Source organism: Chromatiales bacterium (genome assembly GCA_014323925.1).
In the GTDB taxonomy this organism is placed as follows: Bacteria; Pseudomonadota; Gammaproteobacteria; order Poriferisulfidales; family Oxydemutatoraceae; genus SP5GCR1.
Genome location: JACONC010000002.1, coordinates 15,854 through 33,121 on the forward strand (window position 1 = coordinate 15,854; position 17,268 = coordinate 33,121).

The following is a 17,268-nucleotide window of genomic DNA, read 5'->3' on the forward strand; positions in this document are numbered from 1 at the left end:
CTTAGGATCACGCAGTGATGCGTACTGCTACTCCGTGTGCTTGTAGATAATGCTTGGCTTGGGCAATAGAGTATTCTCTGAAATGAAAAATACTCGCTGCCAGAACTGCATCGGCTTTGCCTTCTTGCACGCCTTCCACTAAGTGTTTTAGTTCACCCACACCGCCAGACGCAACAACCGGAATATCAACGCACTCGCTAATACACCGCGTGAGTTCTAAATCAAAACCGAGCTTGGTTCCGTCTCTATCCATACTGGTGAGCAGGATTTCTCCGGCACCAGCGTGTGCCATTTGTTGTGCCCATTTCACCGCATCTACGCCAGTCGATTTACGCCCGCCGTGGGTGTATACTTCCCAGCGCATCTCATCATCGCAGCGTTTCGCATCTATTGCGACAACAACGCACTGCGACCCTACTTTAGATACTGCTTGGGTGACGAATTCAGGGTTTTCTATCGCCGTCGTATTAATAGCAATTTTGTCAGCACCAGCGCGATGTAGGTTGCGTATATCGTCAACGGTGCGCACACCGCCGCCTACCGTCATCGGAATAAAAACTTCAGCAGCTACTTTGGAGACTAAATCAATCATAATATCGCGGCGGTCGGAGCTTGCCATTATATCTAAAAAGGTAATTTCGTCAGCACCCTCTTCGTTGTAGCATCGGGCAACCTCGGCCGGATCGCCAGCGTCTTTGATGTCTACGAAGCGTACTCCTTTGACTACGCGACCTGCGGCGACATCCAAACACGGAATAATCCGTTTAGTCAGAGCCACCTTTTCGCGATTTATCAGTGGCAAAATGTTCCACTAGGCGATACGCTTCCGTTAAGTCTATCTTACCTTCATACAGCGAGCGACCTAGTATGATGCCTTGCATGCCTTCCTCGTCAGCGCTGCAGGCGTGCTCAATGTCGGCAAGTGCAGTAAAGCCACCAGCGGCAATAATCGGTATGTGCGTAGATGCGGCTAATTTCACTGAACTTTCTATATTGGGTCCTTGCATCATACCATCGCGGCTAGTATCAGTGTGCACGATTGCGACCACACCGTCGTTTTCAAAATGCTGTGCCAAATCTATGGGGTCGTGATGCGATACTTTAGACCAACCGTTGGTTGCGACTTTGCCGTCCTTGATGTCCAAGCCGACGATTATATGACCTGGAAACTCTAAACAGAGGTCTTTGATGATATGCGGTTGGCTTGCGGCACGGGTGCCGATGATTACATACTCTACGCCACAATTCAAATACTCCTGAACGGTATCTTCGTTGCGTATACCGCCACCGACTTGTATCGTTACATCAGGAAAAGCTGTGGCAATTTGTTCTACCACTTTCATATTGTGTGGTTTGCCGTCAAACGCACCGTCTAAATCAATAATATGCAGCCGTTCTGCTTTTTGGGAAATCCAACGCTGCGCGACTGTGAGAGGGTTATCAGAGAAAATAGTCTCTTTCTCCTTAATACCTTGACGTAGCCGGACACATTTACCGCCTTTAATGTCTATTGCTGGGATGAGTAACATATTATTATCTAATTATATGCATGTCCGTGGCTATTATAACCATTAAACGGTTCCGTTCCAACAGCCGAAGTTCTGCAATAGTTGCAAGCCGCACGCAGCACTTTTCTCAGGATGGAACTGTACGGCAAAAATATATCCCGATGCCACCGCACAGCTAAAAGTAATTCCGTAATCAGTACATCCGGCCTGCCATCGGCGGTTGGCAGGTACGCCATAGTAGCTATGCACGAAATAAAAGTATTCGTCATCGTTAATACGATGCCACAATGGATGGGTTGCTGTTTGTTTTACATTATTCCAACCCATGTGTGGAGTTTTGTGTCCGTTTTTCACTGCTACGGTGGTGTTTAGATGCTGCACTTGCCCTTGTATCAAGCCCAAGCAGGCGGTGCCGCCGTTCTCTTCGCTATAGTCGAACAAGACCTGTAAACCCAGGCAAATACCTAAAAACGGTTTTTGCATTGCCGCCGTCATTAGCGGCTCAGCCAAACCTTTGCGTGTAATTGCTGCCATACAATCCTTGGCAGCACCCTGACCGGGAAAAACCACCTTGTCGGCGTCTCCGATAACCGCTGCATCGTCAGTGATAGCAATACGAGGGGTACCGTCAACTGCGTGTGCGAGTGCTTGCTCAACTGAGTATAGATTTCCTATACCACAATCTACAATAGCGATTAACATATCTATATCCGCATTACTACAGTAATAAGCATCGGGCAACCGAAGCCGATCCGTATGCCTATAAATCGTTTCTATCTATAGCTTTCCTTTAGTGGAGGGGAGTTTCTCTGCCATCCGCGCATCCATTGCCACTGCAGTTCGGCAAGCTCTAGCAAAAGCCTTAAATAAGGTCTCAGCAATATGATGGGCATTGGAACCACTGATATTATCTAAATGCATAGTAGCCTGTGCATGATTGACGAAGCCCTGGAAAAACTCGTGTATTAAATCGACATCAAACTCGCCGATACGCGCCCGTGGATAATTTACCCGATAGCTAAGCCCAGGACGACCTGAAAAATCTATCACCACCCGCGACAATGCTTCGTCTAGCGGCACATATGCCGAACCGTAGCGATAGATGCCTTTTTTATCACCCAACGCCTGATTAAAACATTGCCCTAGCGTAATGCCGATATCCTCAACCGTGTGATGGAAATCCACTTCAAGGTCACCACGCGCCTTAATGTCTAAATCAAAACAACCGTGCTTTCTCAGCTGATCAAGCATGTGCGCTAAAAATGGGATATCTATATCGCTGGTACCTCCCCCAGCACCATCAATATTCAATATTATTTCTATTGTGGTCTCTGCGGTTTCCCTAGAAATGCGGGCAACTCGTTTACTCATACCATTATCATATAATCGTTTAATAGGAACTATTATATATTGTATAGTGTCAGAACAGGTATAGTTAGATCCGAATTATTCCTTTTTTTGACCTTCCCCTTTTTTAGGTCCATTTTCAAAGAGAGTTTTCATGCTAATTCCACTAACTTTAATGTCTAGATCTTACTATTGATGTTATAGTTTCGCGTGTTCACAAACATAAGAAAACAACTCCGAGTCGATACTTTCCACCATCGCCTTAAGCACCCAGCCTATACAGGTCATATTCTTTTGTGTTTTTACATTATAGGATAGTTCTTTCCTTATGCCTTATTTCAATATGAGGTGGTACTTCTTCTTTTCCCAAAATTGCTTTTTTCCAAGCACTCTGCCTCCTGTACTCTCTCATTAGTTCAACTTGAGGCGAAGGAGGATAATTAGTAATACTTTTAGAGAACCTTGCACTTCTTTCATCTGTACTAAAAATTTTGATAGACGGATTGAAAAACCTTACGATGTCTATAAAGAACGAACCTATAGTATAAATCATCTCAGTTTTTGCTAATGTTAATACATCTATGATGGCATCTCGTTTTTGTTGGTCTCCAGCATAAGGTGCATGTCTATGCAAAGATCTAAAAGAGTCGGACCGTGTTATGTCCCTACTAATGACTCGGCCGGGAAATTCATGGTGGATAACTTTGATGAATTCTATATTATCCGAGCAAGCAAAGATACCATAACTACTATCTAGTACCTTTTTCAAATACTCAATATAATCCTCTATTTTTACCACTCTCTTTTCTATAAGAACATCGGATAGGCGATAGTGAACTCCGATGTATTTCTGTTGTTTTGCATTTGCATGCCACCATTGCTCGGCTTGCAACCGTAGATCTTCCTTGATAGAAAGCTGGGTAAGAACATTATATCCGTATTCGCTCGATATTCTTGCTTTTGCAAAGGCTTCCCATAATCTCGGCAATCTGCCGAATTTATAGTAGCGTAAACCTACCAAAGGCTTTTCCAGCTGCATAAATTTCTCGTTTTGACACTCGTTAGAATAAGCTAGGATAGAATTTTCAAAAAAGTTAATGTTGCCGGCAATATAAGTATCAGGAAAAGTAAACTTAATATTAAGATTTAGCTTTTCACAAAGCCATGCTACACCAATTATTCTAGGAAAATAGCTCCCTAGCGCGGGAGGATCTATTTCTACATAAGCATAATTGGCTAAGTGTGTCTTGCGGTGTTTTTTATATTGATTAAAGAAATCTGCATACAAAACATAATATGTGATTTTGAGACGTTTATAAACCTGACGACTGCACTCCTTCAGGTTTGTCATTCTTTGACTTAGACGGACGAGGCGATTAGGAATTAAAATCAACATACTGCCGGCTAGTGCTCTGATAAGTTGAGCCTTAGTAATACCGCTACAATGAGGAAATACACTCAAAAGAGCATAGGCGACTATGGCTCTGGCTTTTAGTATATGGCAAAAGTCAAGTTTATTCTTGAGTAGCTTATTCATTTATGGCAATCGTTAAGATAGGAAATTATCATCTATTTTACATAACTAGATTGGTTTTTCACCTCTAGACGAGCAAATTTTTAGTTCAGGTTTAACATCAGTGTGTCACCTCTGGCTTCCCAGGCATTGCATATGCCCAAGCGTTTAGCTTACAGTAAATAAGCCGAATCTAAATATACCTGAACTTACAATAACGAGATTATCATTGAATACTATCCGTTTAGCTGTTATATTTATCCATTATTTTTCACTATTTAGTATATAAGGAGGATGACACGATGAGTGAAGCAAGTTTATACGAGCGTTTGGGAGGCCCAGACAAGATTCGCGAAATTTGCACAGATATATATGACAATCACGCAAGCAATCCGAAAATTATGAGTCGCTTTGTCGATAGTAATCGTGACGAAGTTATTCAAAAAGTCTGGGAATTTTTTTGTTCCGGCATCGGCGGTCCGCAGACATATAGCGGTCAGGATATGGTTGCAGCACACCGTGGTATGAATATAGCTACCAGTGAGTTTGTCGAAGTCTGCGACGATGTGCTGGCTGCACTGGACAAGCATAATGTCGGGCAGAAAGAGAAAGACGAAGTGTTATGCATTTTGTACTCTATGAAGTCCGATATTGTCGGTGGCTAAAATCTACTTAGGATGCCCTCACCTAAAATATTGTTTTGTCGTATAGTTAAAAACCATACCGACTACCTATAAAGGGCAGCTAGGGTGTTTAGGCAAAGATAAGGAAGGGCAGGCCCACGATATCCTTAGCTTTTGGCAGTTGCTGTAGGATTTTCTAATAGACTAAATCAAGGTGATACAAATAAGTTGGAGTTTACTAGCAACGGACAGTCGTATGTATTACATAAGGTATTCATGTCAAATCATAGTATTGAACTTTTAGTTCAGTGTTTACATTGGTGTGTTACCTCTGGCTTGCTAGGCATTGCATATGTCCAAGCATTTAGCTTACAGTAAATAAGTCGAATCTAAATGTACCTGCACTTACATTCTTAATTAAGCACTTGCGTAATTATTTATTTAGGGCATAATAGCGATTTTAGCGGTACCTCACCGTGTTTAATTAAAACAATTTTATAAGGATTTTAAATATGCCAGGACGTAATTTTCTTTTTGTGCCGGGTCCCACAAACATCCCGCAATCCATACAAAATGCGATGAATATCGCACAGCAAGATCATCGGCGACCCGATTTTGCAAAATTAACAAAGCCTCTGTTTAAGGGATTGAACGAGGTGTTTAGGACCAAGACCGGTCGTTCTTTTATCTTTCCTGCGACTGGCACGGCAGGTTGGGAAGTTGCATTGAGTAACACGCTGTCACCGGGTGATAAGGTGCTGACCTCTCGTTTCGGACAATTTAGTCATCTTTGGTGGGATCTTGCTGTGCGAATTGGTCTAGATGTGGAAACCATAGATGTGCCGTGGGGTGAAGGGGTTCCGGTAGAAAAGTTTAAGAATCGTTTAGAGAAAGATACCAAGCATGAAATTAAAGCGGTGCTGACCTGCCATAATGAGACAGCAACTGGAGTTACCTCAGATATCGCTGCGCTACGAAAGGCAATGAATCAAATTAAGCATCCTGCGATGTTGTTTGTTGATGGTGTGAGTTCTATTGCCAGCATAGATTTCCGTATGGATGAGTGGGGTGTTGATGTTGCAGTCAGCGGTTCTCAAAAAGGATTTATGCTACCGGCCGGCATGGCTCTGGTTTGTTTTAGCAGAAAAGCACTGCGCGCAAGGTTGACCGCAAAATGTTCACGTTGCTTTTTAGATATACAAGATCATATCAATTCCAACGGCGATGGATTTTTTCCATATACGCCTTCGGTGCCTATGTTGTACGGGTTGCGTGAATCCCTGCGATTAATCTCTGAGGAAGGTTTGAACCAAATTATTAAGCGGCATCATCGCCTTGCCGAAGGCGTGCGAGCTGCAGTTAAAGCGTGGGGCTTAAAGTTAGTTGCCAAATCACCGAAATGGTATTCGGATACGGTCACGGCTATTTATACACCGCCGCGCTACGATGCTCGAGATGTAATAGAAATCGCTTATTACCGCTACAACATCTCTTTAGGTGCTGGTTTGTCAGTACTGGCAGGCAAGGCTTTTCGCATTGGACACTTAGGAGATCACAACGAAACCTCTATTTTGGGTGTGATTGCCGGTGTCGAGATGGCACTGCGCGACGCTGGTGTGCCTATTACCGCAGGTAAAGGGGTGGCAGCGGCGAGCGAATACTTCCGCCGAACTGCACCGCCATTGAAAGTTACACTAACAACAGCGAAACTCAAAAAGAGTCCTGCTAAGAAAAAGAAAGGTCGTAGTGCAGGCATCGTTCGTCGTTAGGTCGGAGTCGTTATGAGTCATACACATTTTGAGCCGGTTCGCAGACGAGTTCAACGCAGTGAGCTCGCAGTGCCGGGTTCTAATCCTAAAATGATAGAAAAAGCATTGAACTGTGATGCCGACTATGTGTTCTTGGACTTGGAGGATGCGGTTGCTCCAAGCGATAAAGTACAAGCGCGCCAAAATGTTATAGCAGCACTCAACGATCTTGACTGGCAAGGTGCTGGCAAGACTGTCTCAGTGCGCATTAACGGACTGGATACCCATTATATGTATCGTGATGTAGTGGATGTGATAGAGCAGGCTGGTTCTAAATTAGACACCCTATTGGTGCCAAAAGTTGGCGTGCCGGCTGACCTTTATACGGTAGATGTTATGTTGACACAAATCGAAAAAGCTAAGCGTATCAGTCATCGTATAGGTTTGGAGGCTTTGATTGAAACGGCACTGGGAATGGCGTGCGTTGAGCAAATCGCAGCTTCTTCTGGTGGCCGTCTTGAAGCTATGCATTTCGGGGTTGCCGATTATGCTGCTAGCAACCGGGCACGCACGGTGAACATTGGCGGTTTGAATCCAAACTATCCGGGCGACCAGTGGCACGCTGCGATTACTCGTATGACGGTTGCTTGTAGAGCCTACGGGTTGCGTGCTATAGACGGACCTTTCGGGGATTTCAAGGATGCCGATAGTTATGTAATGGCGGCTAAACGAGCCGCAGCGTTGGGTATTGAAGGTAAGTGGGCAATACATCCCTCGCAGATAGAGCTGGCAAATCAGGTTTTTTCACCATTAGAAGTAGAAGTGGATAAGGCCCGTCGTATACTGGAAGAATTAGATAAAGCTGCAAAAGAGGGGCGCGGTGCAGCATCTTTGGATGGTAAGATGATAGATGCAGCTTCGGCGCGCATGGCAGAGAACATCGTTGGTATTGCCGAGGCTATTTCTGCTAAAGAGAGTAAAACCTAAAACGCATAAAAGGAATTACGATGAACCTTCACGAATATCAAGCTAAAGAGATTTTACATAAGAGCGGAATTAAAATTGCTAATGCGAAGCTCGCCTACAGCCCTGATCAAGCAGTCAGTTGCTATAGAGAAATAGGCACACCTACTTGTGCGGTTAAGGCTCAAGTTCACTCTGGCGCGCGAGGTAAAGCGGGCGGCATTAAGATATGTTCCAGCGAGGAAGAAATACGCAAATACTCTAATAGCATTTTAGGCACTTCTTTAGTTACCCATCAGACTGGTTCGCAAGGAAAGATTGTTGAGAAAATCTATATAGAAGAAGGCACCGACATTGGGCGCGAACTCTATCTGGCCTTTGTGTTAGACCGTGCAACTGAGCGTATTGTTGCGATTGCATCGGCGGTCGGCGGCATGGATATAGAAGAGCTTGCAGAAAGTCAACCGCAGGCGATTATTCGTCTGCCGATAGACCCAGCGGTAGGTATGCAGCCTTTTCAAGCACGCGAATTGGCATTCGCACTAGATATCCCGAAGACACTTCTTAAAGATGCCGTTTATCTGATAATTAAATGCTATCAAACATTTGAGCAGAGCGATGCGAATTTACTCGAGATCAATCCTCTGGTTATCACTAAATCCGAGGATAAATTAGTCCCCTTAGATGCAAAGCTTGCGATTGACGATAATGCGTTGTTCAAGCATCCGGAGATTGCTCAAATGCGCGATAAGTCGCAAGAAGATCATCGTGAAACTAATGCGTCGGAACACGATTTGAGTTATGTCGGTTTGGATGGCAATATCGGTTGTATGATTAACGGGGCAGGACTTGCAATGGCAACGATGGATATGATTAAACACGCCGGTGGCGAACCGGCAAACTTTTTAGACATAGGTGGTGGTGCTTCTCCCGAACGCGTGGCTAAGGCTTTTGAATTGGTCTTGGAAGACAAAAATGTCAAATCTATGCTGGTTAATATCTATGCTGGCATCAATCGTTGCGATTGGATTGCAGAAGGTTTGATTAAAGCGATACAATCTATAGAACTCCGCGTGCCTCTGATAGCACGCTTATCTGGCACTAATGTAGAACAGGGACAAAAAATGTTGAAGGAAAGCGGTTTGCCTATTACTTCCACTCACACTTTGGGAGAAGCTGCGGAGAAAGCGGTTGCTGCTGCCCAAACTTAAGCAACAAGTAACATGGCAATATTAATAGACGAAACTACTAAAGTAATAGTGCAGGGAATCACCGGCCGTATAGGTAGTTTTCATGCAAAAGAGATGATTGCATACGGAACCAATGTAGTAGGTGGCGTTACACCCGGTAAGGGTGGCACCCAACACTTAGACTTGCCGGTTTTTGACACCGTTAAGCAAGCAGTCGAGCAAACTGCTGCTGAAGCCAGCGTTTTATTCGTTCCTGCCGCTGCTGCTGCCGACTCGTTAATGGAAGCGGCTGATGGTGGCATTAAATATGCGGTCGCAATTACTGACGGTATTCCGGCACTGGATATGATGCGCGTTAAGCGCTTCATGCGCCGTTATAAGGAGCGTAGCAAAATGATACTGACCGGGCCGAATTGTGCGGGCACGATCAGTCCGGGCAAAGCAATGATGGGTATTATGCCTGGTCATATTTATACTGCAGGTGATGTCGGTGTGGTTGCCCGTTCTGGCACGCTTGGCTACGAAGCCGCTTCACAGATGAAGGCTGAAGGCATTGGTATAACAACTAGTGTCGGCATAGGTGGCGATCCGATAAATGGTAGTTCGCATCGTGACATACTCGAAATGTTTGAGGCAGATCCGGCAACGAAGGCGGTCATGATGATCGGAGAAATCGGCGGGCCGCAGGAAGCGGAGGCTGCCGAGTTTATCAAATCTAAAATGACCAAACCAGTGGTTGCCTATATTGCCGGCATGACTGCGCCCAAAGGACGGCGTATGGGGCACGCCGGTGCTATAGTATCGGGCAAAGGAGAGAGTGCTGCCGAGAAAGTTGAAATTCTAAAAGCGGCTGGGGTGACGATTGCTCCCAATCCATCCGAACTTGGCTCGACGATGTTAGCAGTTATGAAGACTATTAATTAAAGGCAGACTATGAGCAAAACTATAATCGTCACTCGACGTTGGCCGGAAGCTGTAGAGCAAGAACTTAAAACAATGTGCGACGATGTTCGTCTAAACGAAAACGATCATCCCATGTCCAAAGATGAACTCAAAGAAGCATTGGCCAGTGCTGAATGTGTCTTGCCCACTGTTACTGATCCCATTGATGCCGAAGTGCTTGGTATAGATAATATGCAATGCCGTTTCCTTGGTAATTTCGGGGTGGGTTTTAACCATATAGATTTAGATGCAGCTAAGCAGGCTGGCATCGCAGTTAGCAACACGCCTGAAGTATTAACCGATTGTACTGCTGATATTGCAATGGTTTTGATGCTGATGGTTGCTCGCCGTACTGGTGAAGGTGAGCGTCATCTGCGTGCTGGAGAATGGAGTGGTTGGCGTCCTACCCATATGATGGGGACTAAAGTGACTGGTAAGACCTTAGGTTTAGTTGGCTTTGGCCGCATCGCGCAAGCGATGGCTAAAAAGGCGCATCACGGCTTTGGTATGAATATATTGTTTAGCGACCCCGCACTGGATCGTATTCCGCAGGAAGCGATTGACGCAGTATCGGCAACCCCGTGCCATTCGGTTGAGGAACTGATGAGCAGTGCCGATTTTATTTCTTTACACTGCCCAGGTGGCAAAGCTACCTATCATCTAGTCAATGCTGAGCGCCTAGCGTTGATGAAATCGTCTGCCTTTATTATCAATACTGCACGAGGTGATGTGATAGATAATCAAGCTCTGATAGATGCACTGAAGCAGCGAATTATTGCTGGTGCTGGATTGGATGTTTATGAAGGCGAACCAGAACTAGACCGCGGATTTTTAAATCTGGAAAATGTTGTTTTGCTGCCGCATCTCGGCAGTGCCTCCCAAGAGACGCGCACTGCAATGGGACAGCGCGTATTACAGAACCTTAAAGCTTATCTAGCAGGACAACCGTTGCCTGATAGGGTGGTCTGATTTGCCCGCTAGTGGCGGGTGCATAAGTTAAGCTAAGACTCATAGTCGTTATACCTTCCTTTATTTGCTTGTGGGGACTCACAGTTTATTGAGTGCACTCCATGCCCGATAGTCCGGTTTGACAGCAAGACTCTTCTCGAAGTACTCTTTTGCTATGTCTAGTTGGTCATTGCTGTTATGCAGTCTAGCAAGGCAAAGTAACAGTTCGGGATGGTCGGGTTGCCGTGTAAGCCATCGCTCAGCACGCTGAATTCTGTGCTCTACGCCGATATCGGATAGCAACCCGTATTGTTCTATTGCACTGCTACTGCAGTCTTTCTCAATCATTTTCTCTAGATAACGCTCTGCTTCTTTTATGTCACCTAGTTGCACCAATGAGGAGGTATACGGCACCAGTAATTTTTCTTTTATTTCTTTACTTGCTAGTTGCCATACTCGATGAAATCGTTGCCGGTCTTTTTGTTCAGCGTATTGCTTCAATAATGCAGTTATGATTTGCATTCTAATTTGCTGTTGTCTGTGGGGTGTGTCGTATAAAGCCTTGTCCAAGTTTTGCAACGCCCGTTCTGCGAAGTGCCAGGTTTGTGTTTTATCGCATAGTTTTATCAACATTCTGACAGCGCGTAAGTTGTTTGTTTTTTTGTCAATGATATCGTTGATGCGGAAAGCAGCATTTGCCGGAGTTTCGTCACCAATAGCAATATCGGCGGTGATTATATCGGCGGCATCGTTTTTGCCGTGAGATACACCACTCAGCATAATCGCTTTACGAGCGGCTTTAGTATTGTTATTCAATAAAGCCGCATCGGTTGCAAACAGACTGGCAATTAATTGCAAGTGCGGTGATTGTGCGGCCTCCATAAGCAGTTGGTTGGCTTGAGCATAATCGCCCTGCAGGTATAGTTGTAGTCCTTCGTGGAATAGCTGTTGCTCTTTTTCGGTTTGGCGACGATGGTATGTGTGACTTAGGTAGGCAGGTAGTTTGAATAACCCAGTAATCAGTTTAGTTACACTGTTGGCTATTAAAATTAACACGGTGAGTAGTACGATAAAAAGGTAGAGGTTAATCGCGAGGTTTGGATAACCGTCGAGTTTAAGCACAATCTCGCCTGGGTAAATCAGCGAAAGCACTAATATGGTTATTAGTACCACGGATGCGAATATCAATACGAGTCTTTTTTTCATGGTTGTATTTTCGGTAATTGCCAGATAATTTTCAGCGACAGCAAATCTTCTACTTGCTCTCGCCTGATCGACGGTTGCGGCATTGTATCTATTATTTTAAGTGTATCTTTTAATGAAATATAGAATTGTTCTTGTTCGTTTAGCAACACTGCGCTACGGGTGCTAATCAACAGCTTGAGCAATAATTGGTTATTTTTATAATGATTATCAGTGCGCTCTATTCTAAGCAAACTCTTCCCCACATCGTATACTTTTTCAGGCCATTCTTTTATTCGACTATCATTTCCTTGATAGAGATTGGTGTTTGCATTGGTCGGCGATTCAGACATAGCTCCCAGTTGCGTTTCTATATCGGCTATTAAAGGTGCCAAAAGCACTAGCGCTTTCTTGGGTGAGTGTTTTATATATTTTTTCAAAGCGGTTATTTTATCGTCTATATCTTGCAATGAGACATTTATGCCAGTTTTCAAAATACCAGGGTTGCTTTCTATATCAGCGCGCAACGATTGCAATATAGGCAGTGCGCGCTCAGGAGAGATGCCCGTATCTATTAAATAGTCGGCATTAGCCAGATAATGTTGTATTCTCATAATGTCTAATTCGGCATCCATTTGCCGTATTTCGTCTTTGAGTTGTTTGACCTTATGCTCCATACTATCCACCAATTGAGTATCCATAGTGGCACTAGCCGGTTTGTTTATTGAGTCTTCTTTTTTCAGGGCATCTTTTATATAGTTTGGTGTAGTATTGACATCGGACGATGGTTGCGATGTATTTGTTTGGGGTGTTGTATATTCAGGCAACCATTCCGTTCGTTTGAAAAACCATGCTGCAGTGGCAAGGATTATGAACAGTAAAGAGAATATCCCGTAAGTGATTAAGATGCGTTTAATCGGCGGCTTGGGTGGGAGTTGTTGTTTTTGTTGTGGCGGTTGCAACACTTTGCTTCGTTGCCTATTTTCTTTAACGCTTGTGCGCACGAAGCGATAAATTTTTGATAGTATTTTCATTGATTCGTTTTATCCTTATACTCGCATAAATCAGCAATTAAGCAACTACCGCATGCCGGCTTACGTGCAGAGCAGGTATAACGACCATGGAGGATTAGCCAATGATGGGCATGAAGTTTGTACTCATTGGGGACAACCTTCAGTAGCTTTTGCTCAACGGCAAGCGGTGTTTTAGCCGTTGCAAGCCCGGTACGATTGGCAACCCTAAAGATATGTGTATCAACGGCAATGGTATTTTCACCGAATGCTGTGTTGAGTATCACATTTGCAGTTTTGCGGCCTACGCCTGGCAATTGAGTTAAGGCTTCTCGGTCGCGTGGCACCCGTCCACTGTGTTCGTCTATTAAAATCTTGCAGGTTTTTAGGATATTATCGGCTTTAGTATTAAATAAGCCTATGGTTTTAATATGGCTTTTCAATCGATCAGCTCCAAGCGCTAGCATTTGCTTTGCGGTATGCGCATCTTTGAATAGTTTGCGGGTCGCTTTGTTAACGCTAATATCAGTTGCTTGTGCTGATAGCATAACAGCAATTAACAGTTCAAAATGAGAACGATATTTAAGTTCGCTGCGCGGTTTTGGATTTTGCGCCTTTAGTCGTGCGAAGAGTTTAATAATTTTATTTTTTGTCACTTTGTCGCCAGGCTCGCTTGTTCGTTTATCGAATGATCCGACTTTAGCAGTTTGCTGAGGGCGATTAATATCGCTAGGCTAAAGAACGCGCCGGCCGGTGTGACTGCCAATAAAAATATCGGCGTTTCCGGTAGGGTTGTCAAGCTACCGTAGGCTAATATCTCTCTAAATGCTCCGATGATAGATAAAACCGCAGTAAAACCTAGACCCGTTGCTAACCCGTCTACGGTTGCTTGCAGAGGAGGATGATGCAGAGCAAACGCCTCTGCGCGTGCTAAAATCGCACAGTTGCTAATAATCAATGGCACGAATAACCCCAATACTTGGTGTTGCTCGTAGAGCATCGCCGCCATCCATAGATCTATATGACTGACGATCATTGCGATAATTACGATGCAGATAGGCAGGCGCAACGGCCTGGAGATATAGCCGCGCAGTAGTGAGACCAACAGGCAAGTTACGGTTACGGTGGCTAAGCTAGCAATGCCTAGGATAAGACCGTTTTGCAGGGTAGTCGTAACCGCAAGCAATGGACATAGTCCCAATAGCTGGACGATGCCGGGATTTTGCTGCCAAAGTCCCTTTATTGCGATTTGCTGAAATTGTTCTCTATTCATTTGTCAGGTGAGTTTGAATATTCTAAATCTTGTGCAAAGTATAGCAAAGCCTCGTATGCAGTGTTCAATGTTGCCCGTGCGCTAATTGTCGCACCAGTCAGATTAGCAACTGTGCCGCCGTCTTTTTGTAGTTGCCAAGCAGTCCTGTCTATGGGCAAGTCGTTGAGTGTCAATATCCAAGTGCTACGGTCTGCTTCTATGCGATCTCCCAAGCCGGGTGTTTCACGGTGCTGTATGACGCGCACCCCGCTACAAGTTCGGTCGTTGCGTACCCCGACGAGTAGGCGCAACAACCCATTGTAAGCTGCTTGCGTTTCATTCTGTATCACATATCCTGCCGCACGACTATCTTTTATGAACGGATAGACTATATAGCTTTTGCCGTTGTGTCGGTGGCGTTGTGCTTCTAGCGATGGATTATTATCATAGCTAGCAAGTGGCGCTACTGCGTTAAGGTTTTGTATTATTTTTTCTTGCTCAGCACGGGTGCGAGCGTCGCGAGTAAAAAGTTCGGTGATGGTTAAACTAGCGACTGCCACCATGACAGCTATAGCAAGTAGGTAGATGCCTGCAGAGGAGTTATTTCGCATAACGATCCATCAAAGGGACGAAAAGGTTCATTAATAATATCGCGAATGCCAAGCCATCGGCATAACTACCGCCTTGTCTGATAATGAATACTAATATACCGACACCTGCACCGAACAGCAACTTCATGTAAGGATGGCGTGGCGATGTGACCGGGTCGGTAGCGATATAAAAAGCACCCAGCATTGTTGCACCGCAGCCTAAATGTAGCCACATAGATGACAGAGGTGGCAAATGACCAGGGAATACCGCAGCTGCGGTAGTCAGCGCGCATAACATAGCAACTGGGGCATACCATTGAATAAGGCGGCGTAGCAATAGCCACAAGCCACCTGTAGCGAAGGCGATATTGATGATGTTGCTATGAATTAACGGGGTTTCTGCGTGCGGTTGCCAGGCGTTATCAGTGCGCCATGAGTCTAAGGGGGTTGCTCCAGTGAGTGTGGCAATATAACTTTCATTAGCACCATGGATTGCATAATCTATCGCTTGCTGCCAATCAAAGCGCATTGTCATTAATAAATCGGATGGCCACACCGTCAGATGCAGTGGGTAGGCAACGATTGCTATTGCATAGCCGACCATTGCTGGATTGAATAAATTATTGCCGAGACCGCCATATAACTGCTTTGCTATTACAATCGCACAGGCCGAGGCAATGCTTACAATCCACCACGGCAAATAAGGAGGAAATGCAACCGCCAATAACACTGCAGCGACGACCGCACTATAGTCTTGCAATACTGGTAGCGGCGGGATATTTCTAATTCTTAAAATTAACGCCTCCGATGCTATCGCAGAGATAACTGCAACGACGATATTGATGATAACTCCCCATCCCCACACATAACACAAAGCGATGATGCCGGGCATCAATGAGACGAGTAATTCACCCATCGCCCGATTGGGCATTACCACAAAAATGCCTAGCGGGACTCGTTCACGGCTAATACTCAACATCGGTGTGTGGCCGATTTTTTTCTGATTTGCTCCTTCAGTTGTTGTTGCTGTGCTTGTTGGTTTCTTTGTGCTTTTAACTCTCGCTGTGTCATTCGTGTAGTGCGCGTTTCATAGCGAGCTTGTGCTTGTGTTGCCTGCTTGCGTTGCTCGGAAATATTTTTATAGTGGTATTTAGCACTTCTATATATTCGGCTAAGCGGAATGTGGCTAGGGCAGACGGCATCGCACGAGCCACACAATATACAATCGGACAATCCTTTGTCTATCGCTGCATCTATATCGGCCGTATGGATTAATCGGTAGAGGCTGTGGGCGGCTAAATCGACCGGACACACATCATTGCAACGATCACAATGGATGCACGCTATCTCAGTTTTTGTTGTTTCGGTGTCGGGTTTACGGTGTTCTATTTCTATCATCTCTATGCAATCCATCGGGCACGGAGCAATACATAGTTCACAGCCGGTACAATACTGCTCGATAACACTGTGCATACATTCGTGTGCTCCGACAATGGCGTCTACTGGGCAGGCATTGATGCACAGGGTACATCCGATACAGTCTTGTTCACGGATTTGAGCGACGCCGGGTATTTTATCGGCGACAAGTTGCTTATTTGAAAGCTCTCTTCCCAATAGACGACTCAACGCAACAACGGTTGTTTGTCCGCCCGGTGGGCAGCGGTCAATGGGCGCATCATCTTTCACGATAGCTCGCGCATAAGGCTTGCAACCCGGATAACCGCATTGCGCACATTGTGTTTGCGGCAACAACGCATCCACTTCCGATACCAAGGCATCGTCGGTAGCGGCTAAGCGCCTGGCTACATACTCTATTGCATAGCCGATTAATAATGCACTGGCACCGAAGATCAATACCAACATATAACTCAGCTGCTGTCTAATCCGCTAAAACCCATGAAAGCGATAGACATGATGCCGGCGGTAATCATTGCAATGCCGGCTCCTCTAAAGGGTTTCGGTATATCGGCGTACTCTAATTTTTCTCTCAGGCTTGCAAAGATAATCAGCACCACTGCGAAGCCTACCGCCGCACCAAAGCCGGTGAGCAACGCTTCAATAAAACTTTGTGTCGTACGGCTGTTGATTAGGGTGACCGCGAGCACTGCACAATTTGTTGTAATTAAAGGCAGATAGATGCCAAGCATATTATGTATCAGTGGATTAATCTTATGGATTGTTATTTCCGTTAGTTGCACTATGATTGCTATTAACAATATAAATATCAAGGCATTCAGATATTCCAAGTTATACGGTATCAGCACATAGTGTTGTAGCGTATAACTCAGTGCTGATGCAAGTGTTAATACGAATAAAGTAGCGAGAGACATGCCGATCGCACTATCTATACGGCGCGAAGTGCCTAGCAAAGGACACAGCCCTAAAAATTTGGCGAGTATAAAATTATTAATTAACGCAACATTGATAATAATCAATATATATTCTTGCATCG

Annotated in this window: 19 protein-coding genes; 6 read left to right on the plus strand and 13 right to left on the minus strand. The window is 44.9% G+C overall.

The features are described 5' to 3' along the window. Positions 1-7: 7 nt before the first annotated feature. The 5 genes from hisF to GDA45_00910 form a co-directional block, all read right to left on the minus strand. Positions 8-778 carry an imidazole glycerol phosphate synthase subunit HisF gene (hisF, locus tag GDA45_00890; GenBank protein ID MBC6413482.1) on the minus strand — a complete coding sequence of 257 codons (771 nt, stop codon included), beginning with the start codon at positions 776-778 and terminating at the stop codon, positions 8-10. Then, positions 765-1,529 carry a 1-(5-phosphoribosyl)-5-[(5-phosphoribosylamino)methylideneamino]imidazole-4-carboxamide isomerase gene (gene hisA, locus GDA45_00895; GenBank protein ID MBC6413483.1) on the minus strand — a complete coding sequence of 255 codons (765 nt, stop codon included), beginning with the start codon at positions 1,527-1,529 and terminating at the stop codon, positions 765-767. The genes hisF and hisA overlap by 14 nt, the downstream gene beginning before the upstream one ends. A gap of 42 nt (positions 1,530-1,571) precedes the next feature. Continuing rightward, on the minus strand, positions 1,572-2,210 hold the full coding sequence (gene hisH / locus GDA45_00900; protein MBC6413484.1) for an imidazole glycerol phosphate synthase subunit HisH: 639 nt from the start codon (positions 2,208-2,210) through the stop codon (positions 1,572-1,574). Between the two features lie 75 nt (positions 2,211-2,285). Beyond that, a complete protein-coding gene (hisB, locus tag GDA45_00905; GenBank protein ID MBC6413485.1) occupies positions 2,286-2,879 on the minus strand; it encodes an imidazoleglycerol-phosphate dehydratase HisB in 594 nt (197 codons plus the stop codon). A 283-nt stretch (positions 2,880-3,162) separates the two neighbouring features. After that, positions 3,163-4,251: a hypothetical protein gene (locus tag GDA45_00910; protein ID MBC6413486.1), complete on the minus strand. Its 1,089-nt coding sequence runs from the start codon at positions 4,249-4,251 to the stop codon at positions 3,163-3,165. Between the two features lie 419 nt (positions 4,252-4,670). Here GDA45_00910 and GDA45_00915 point away from each other — a divergent pair, with 419 nt between their 5' ends. From GDA45_00915 to GDA45_00940, 6 genes are all read left to right on the plus strand, one after another. After that, the gene (locus tag GDA45_00915; protein MBC6413487.1) at positions 4,671-5,033 is read left to right on the plus strand and encodes a group 1 truncated hemoglobin; all 363 of its coding nucleotides are present in this window, start codon (positions 4,671-4,673) and stop codon (positions 5,031-5,033) included. A gap of 470 nt (positions 5,034-5,503) precedes the next feature. Continuing rightward, on the plus strand, positions 5,504-6,760 hold the full coding sequence (locus tag GDA45_00920) for an aminotransferase class V-fold PLP-dependent enzyme (protein MBC6413488.1): 1,257 nt from the start codon (positions 5,504-5,506) through the stop codon (positions 6,758-6,760). Positions 6,761-6,772: 12 nt separating this feature from the next. After that, positions 6,773-7,726 (plus strand): CoA ester lyase, encoded by a 954-nt coding sequence (locus GDA45_00925; GenBank protein ID MBC6413489.1) that lies wholly within the window; start codon positions 6,773-6,775, stop codon positions 7,724-7,726. Between the two features lie 20 nt (positions 7,727-7,746). Beyond that, positions 7,747-8,913 carry a malate--CoA ligase subunit beta gene (locus GDA45_00930; protein MBC6413490.1) on the plus strand — a complete coding sequence of 389 codons (1,167 nt, stop codon included), beginning with the start codon at positions 7,747-7,749 and terminating at the stop codon, positions 8,911-8,913. 12 nt (positions 8,914-8,925) lie between these two features. Next, positions 8,926-9,816 (plus strand): succinate--CoA ligase subunit alpha, encoded by an 891-nt coding sequence (gene sucD / locus GDA45_00935; GenBank protein MBC6413491.1) that lies wholly within the window; start codon positions 8,926-8,928, stop codon positions 9,814-9,816. 9 nt (positions 9,817-9,825) lie between these two features. Continuing rightward, complete coding sequence (locus tag GDA45_00940; protein MBC6413492.1) at positions 9,826-10,803, plus strand: D-glycerate dehydrogenase; 978 nt, start codon at positions 9,826-9,828, stop codon at positions 10,801-10,803. Positions 10,804-10,881: 78 nt separating this feature from the next. Here the strand turns inward: GDA45_00940 and GDA45_00945 are convergent, their stop codons facing one another. The 8 genes from GDA45_00945 to rsxA are packed head-to-tail and all read right to left on the minus strand — an operon-like array spanning position 10,882 to position 17,266. Further along, a complete protein-coding gene (locus GDA45_00945; GenBank protein MBC6413493.1) occupies positions 10,882-11,988 on the minus strand; it encodes a hypothetical protein in 1,107 nt (368 codons plus the stop codon). Continuing rightward, complete coding sequence (locus tag GDA45_00950; protein MBC6413494.1) at positions 11,985-12,998, minus strand: hypothetical protein; 1,014 nt, start codon at positions 12,996-12,998, stop codon at positions 11,985-11,987. Before GDA45_00950 ends, GDA45_00945 begins: the two co-directional genes overlap by 4 nt. After that, complete coding sequence (gene nth / locus GDA45_00955) at positions 12,995-13,630, minus strand: endonuclease III (protein ID MBC6413495.1); 636 nt, start codon at positions 13,628-13,630, stop codon at positions 12,995-12,997. The genes GDA45_00950 and nth overlap by 4 nt, the downstream gene beginning before the upstream one ends. After that, the gene (gene rsxE, locus GDA45_00960) at positions 13,627-14,247 is read right to left on the minus strand and encodes an electron transport complex subunit RsxE (protein MBC6413496.1); all 621 of its coding nucleotides are present in this window, start codon (positions 14,245-14,247) and stop codon (positions 13,627-13,629) included. Before rsxE ends, nth begins: the two co-directional genes overlap by 4 nt. Further along, complete coding sequence (locus GDA45_00965; protein MBC6413497.1) at positions 14,244-14,837, minus strand: RnfABCDGE type electron transport complex subunit G; 594 nt, start codon at positions 14,835-14,837, stop codon at positions 14,244-14,246. The genes rsxE and GDA45_00965 overlap by 4 nt, the downstream gene beginning before the upstream one ends. Beyond that, a complete protein-coding gene (locus GDA45_00970; GenBank protein MBC6413498.1) occupies positions 14,827-15,795 on the minus strand; it encodes an RnfABCDGE type electron transport complex subunit D in 969 nt (322 codons plus the stop codon). The genes GDA45_00965 and GDA45_00970 overlap by 11 nt, the downstream gene beginning before the upstream one ends. Continuing rightward, the gene (gene rsxB, locus GDA45_00975) at positions 15,789-16,679 is read right to left on the minus strand and encodes an electron transport complex subunit RsxB (GenBank protein ID MBC6413499.1); all 891 of its coding nucleotides are present in this window, start codon (positions 16,677-16,679) and stop codon (positions 15,789-15,791) included. The genes GDA45_00970 and rsxB overlap by 7 nt, the downstream gene beginning before the upstream one ends. A 5-nt stretch (positions 16,680-16,684) precedes the next feature. Continuing rightward, the gene (gene rsxA / locus GDA45_00980; GenBank protein MBC6413500.1) at positions 16,685-17,266 is read right to left on the minus strand and encodes an electron transport complex subunit RsxA; all 582 of its coding nucleotides are present in this window, start codon (positions 17,264-17,266) and stop codon (positions 16,685-16,687) included. Positions 17,267-17,268: the final 2 nt, after the last annotated feature.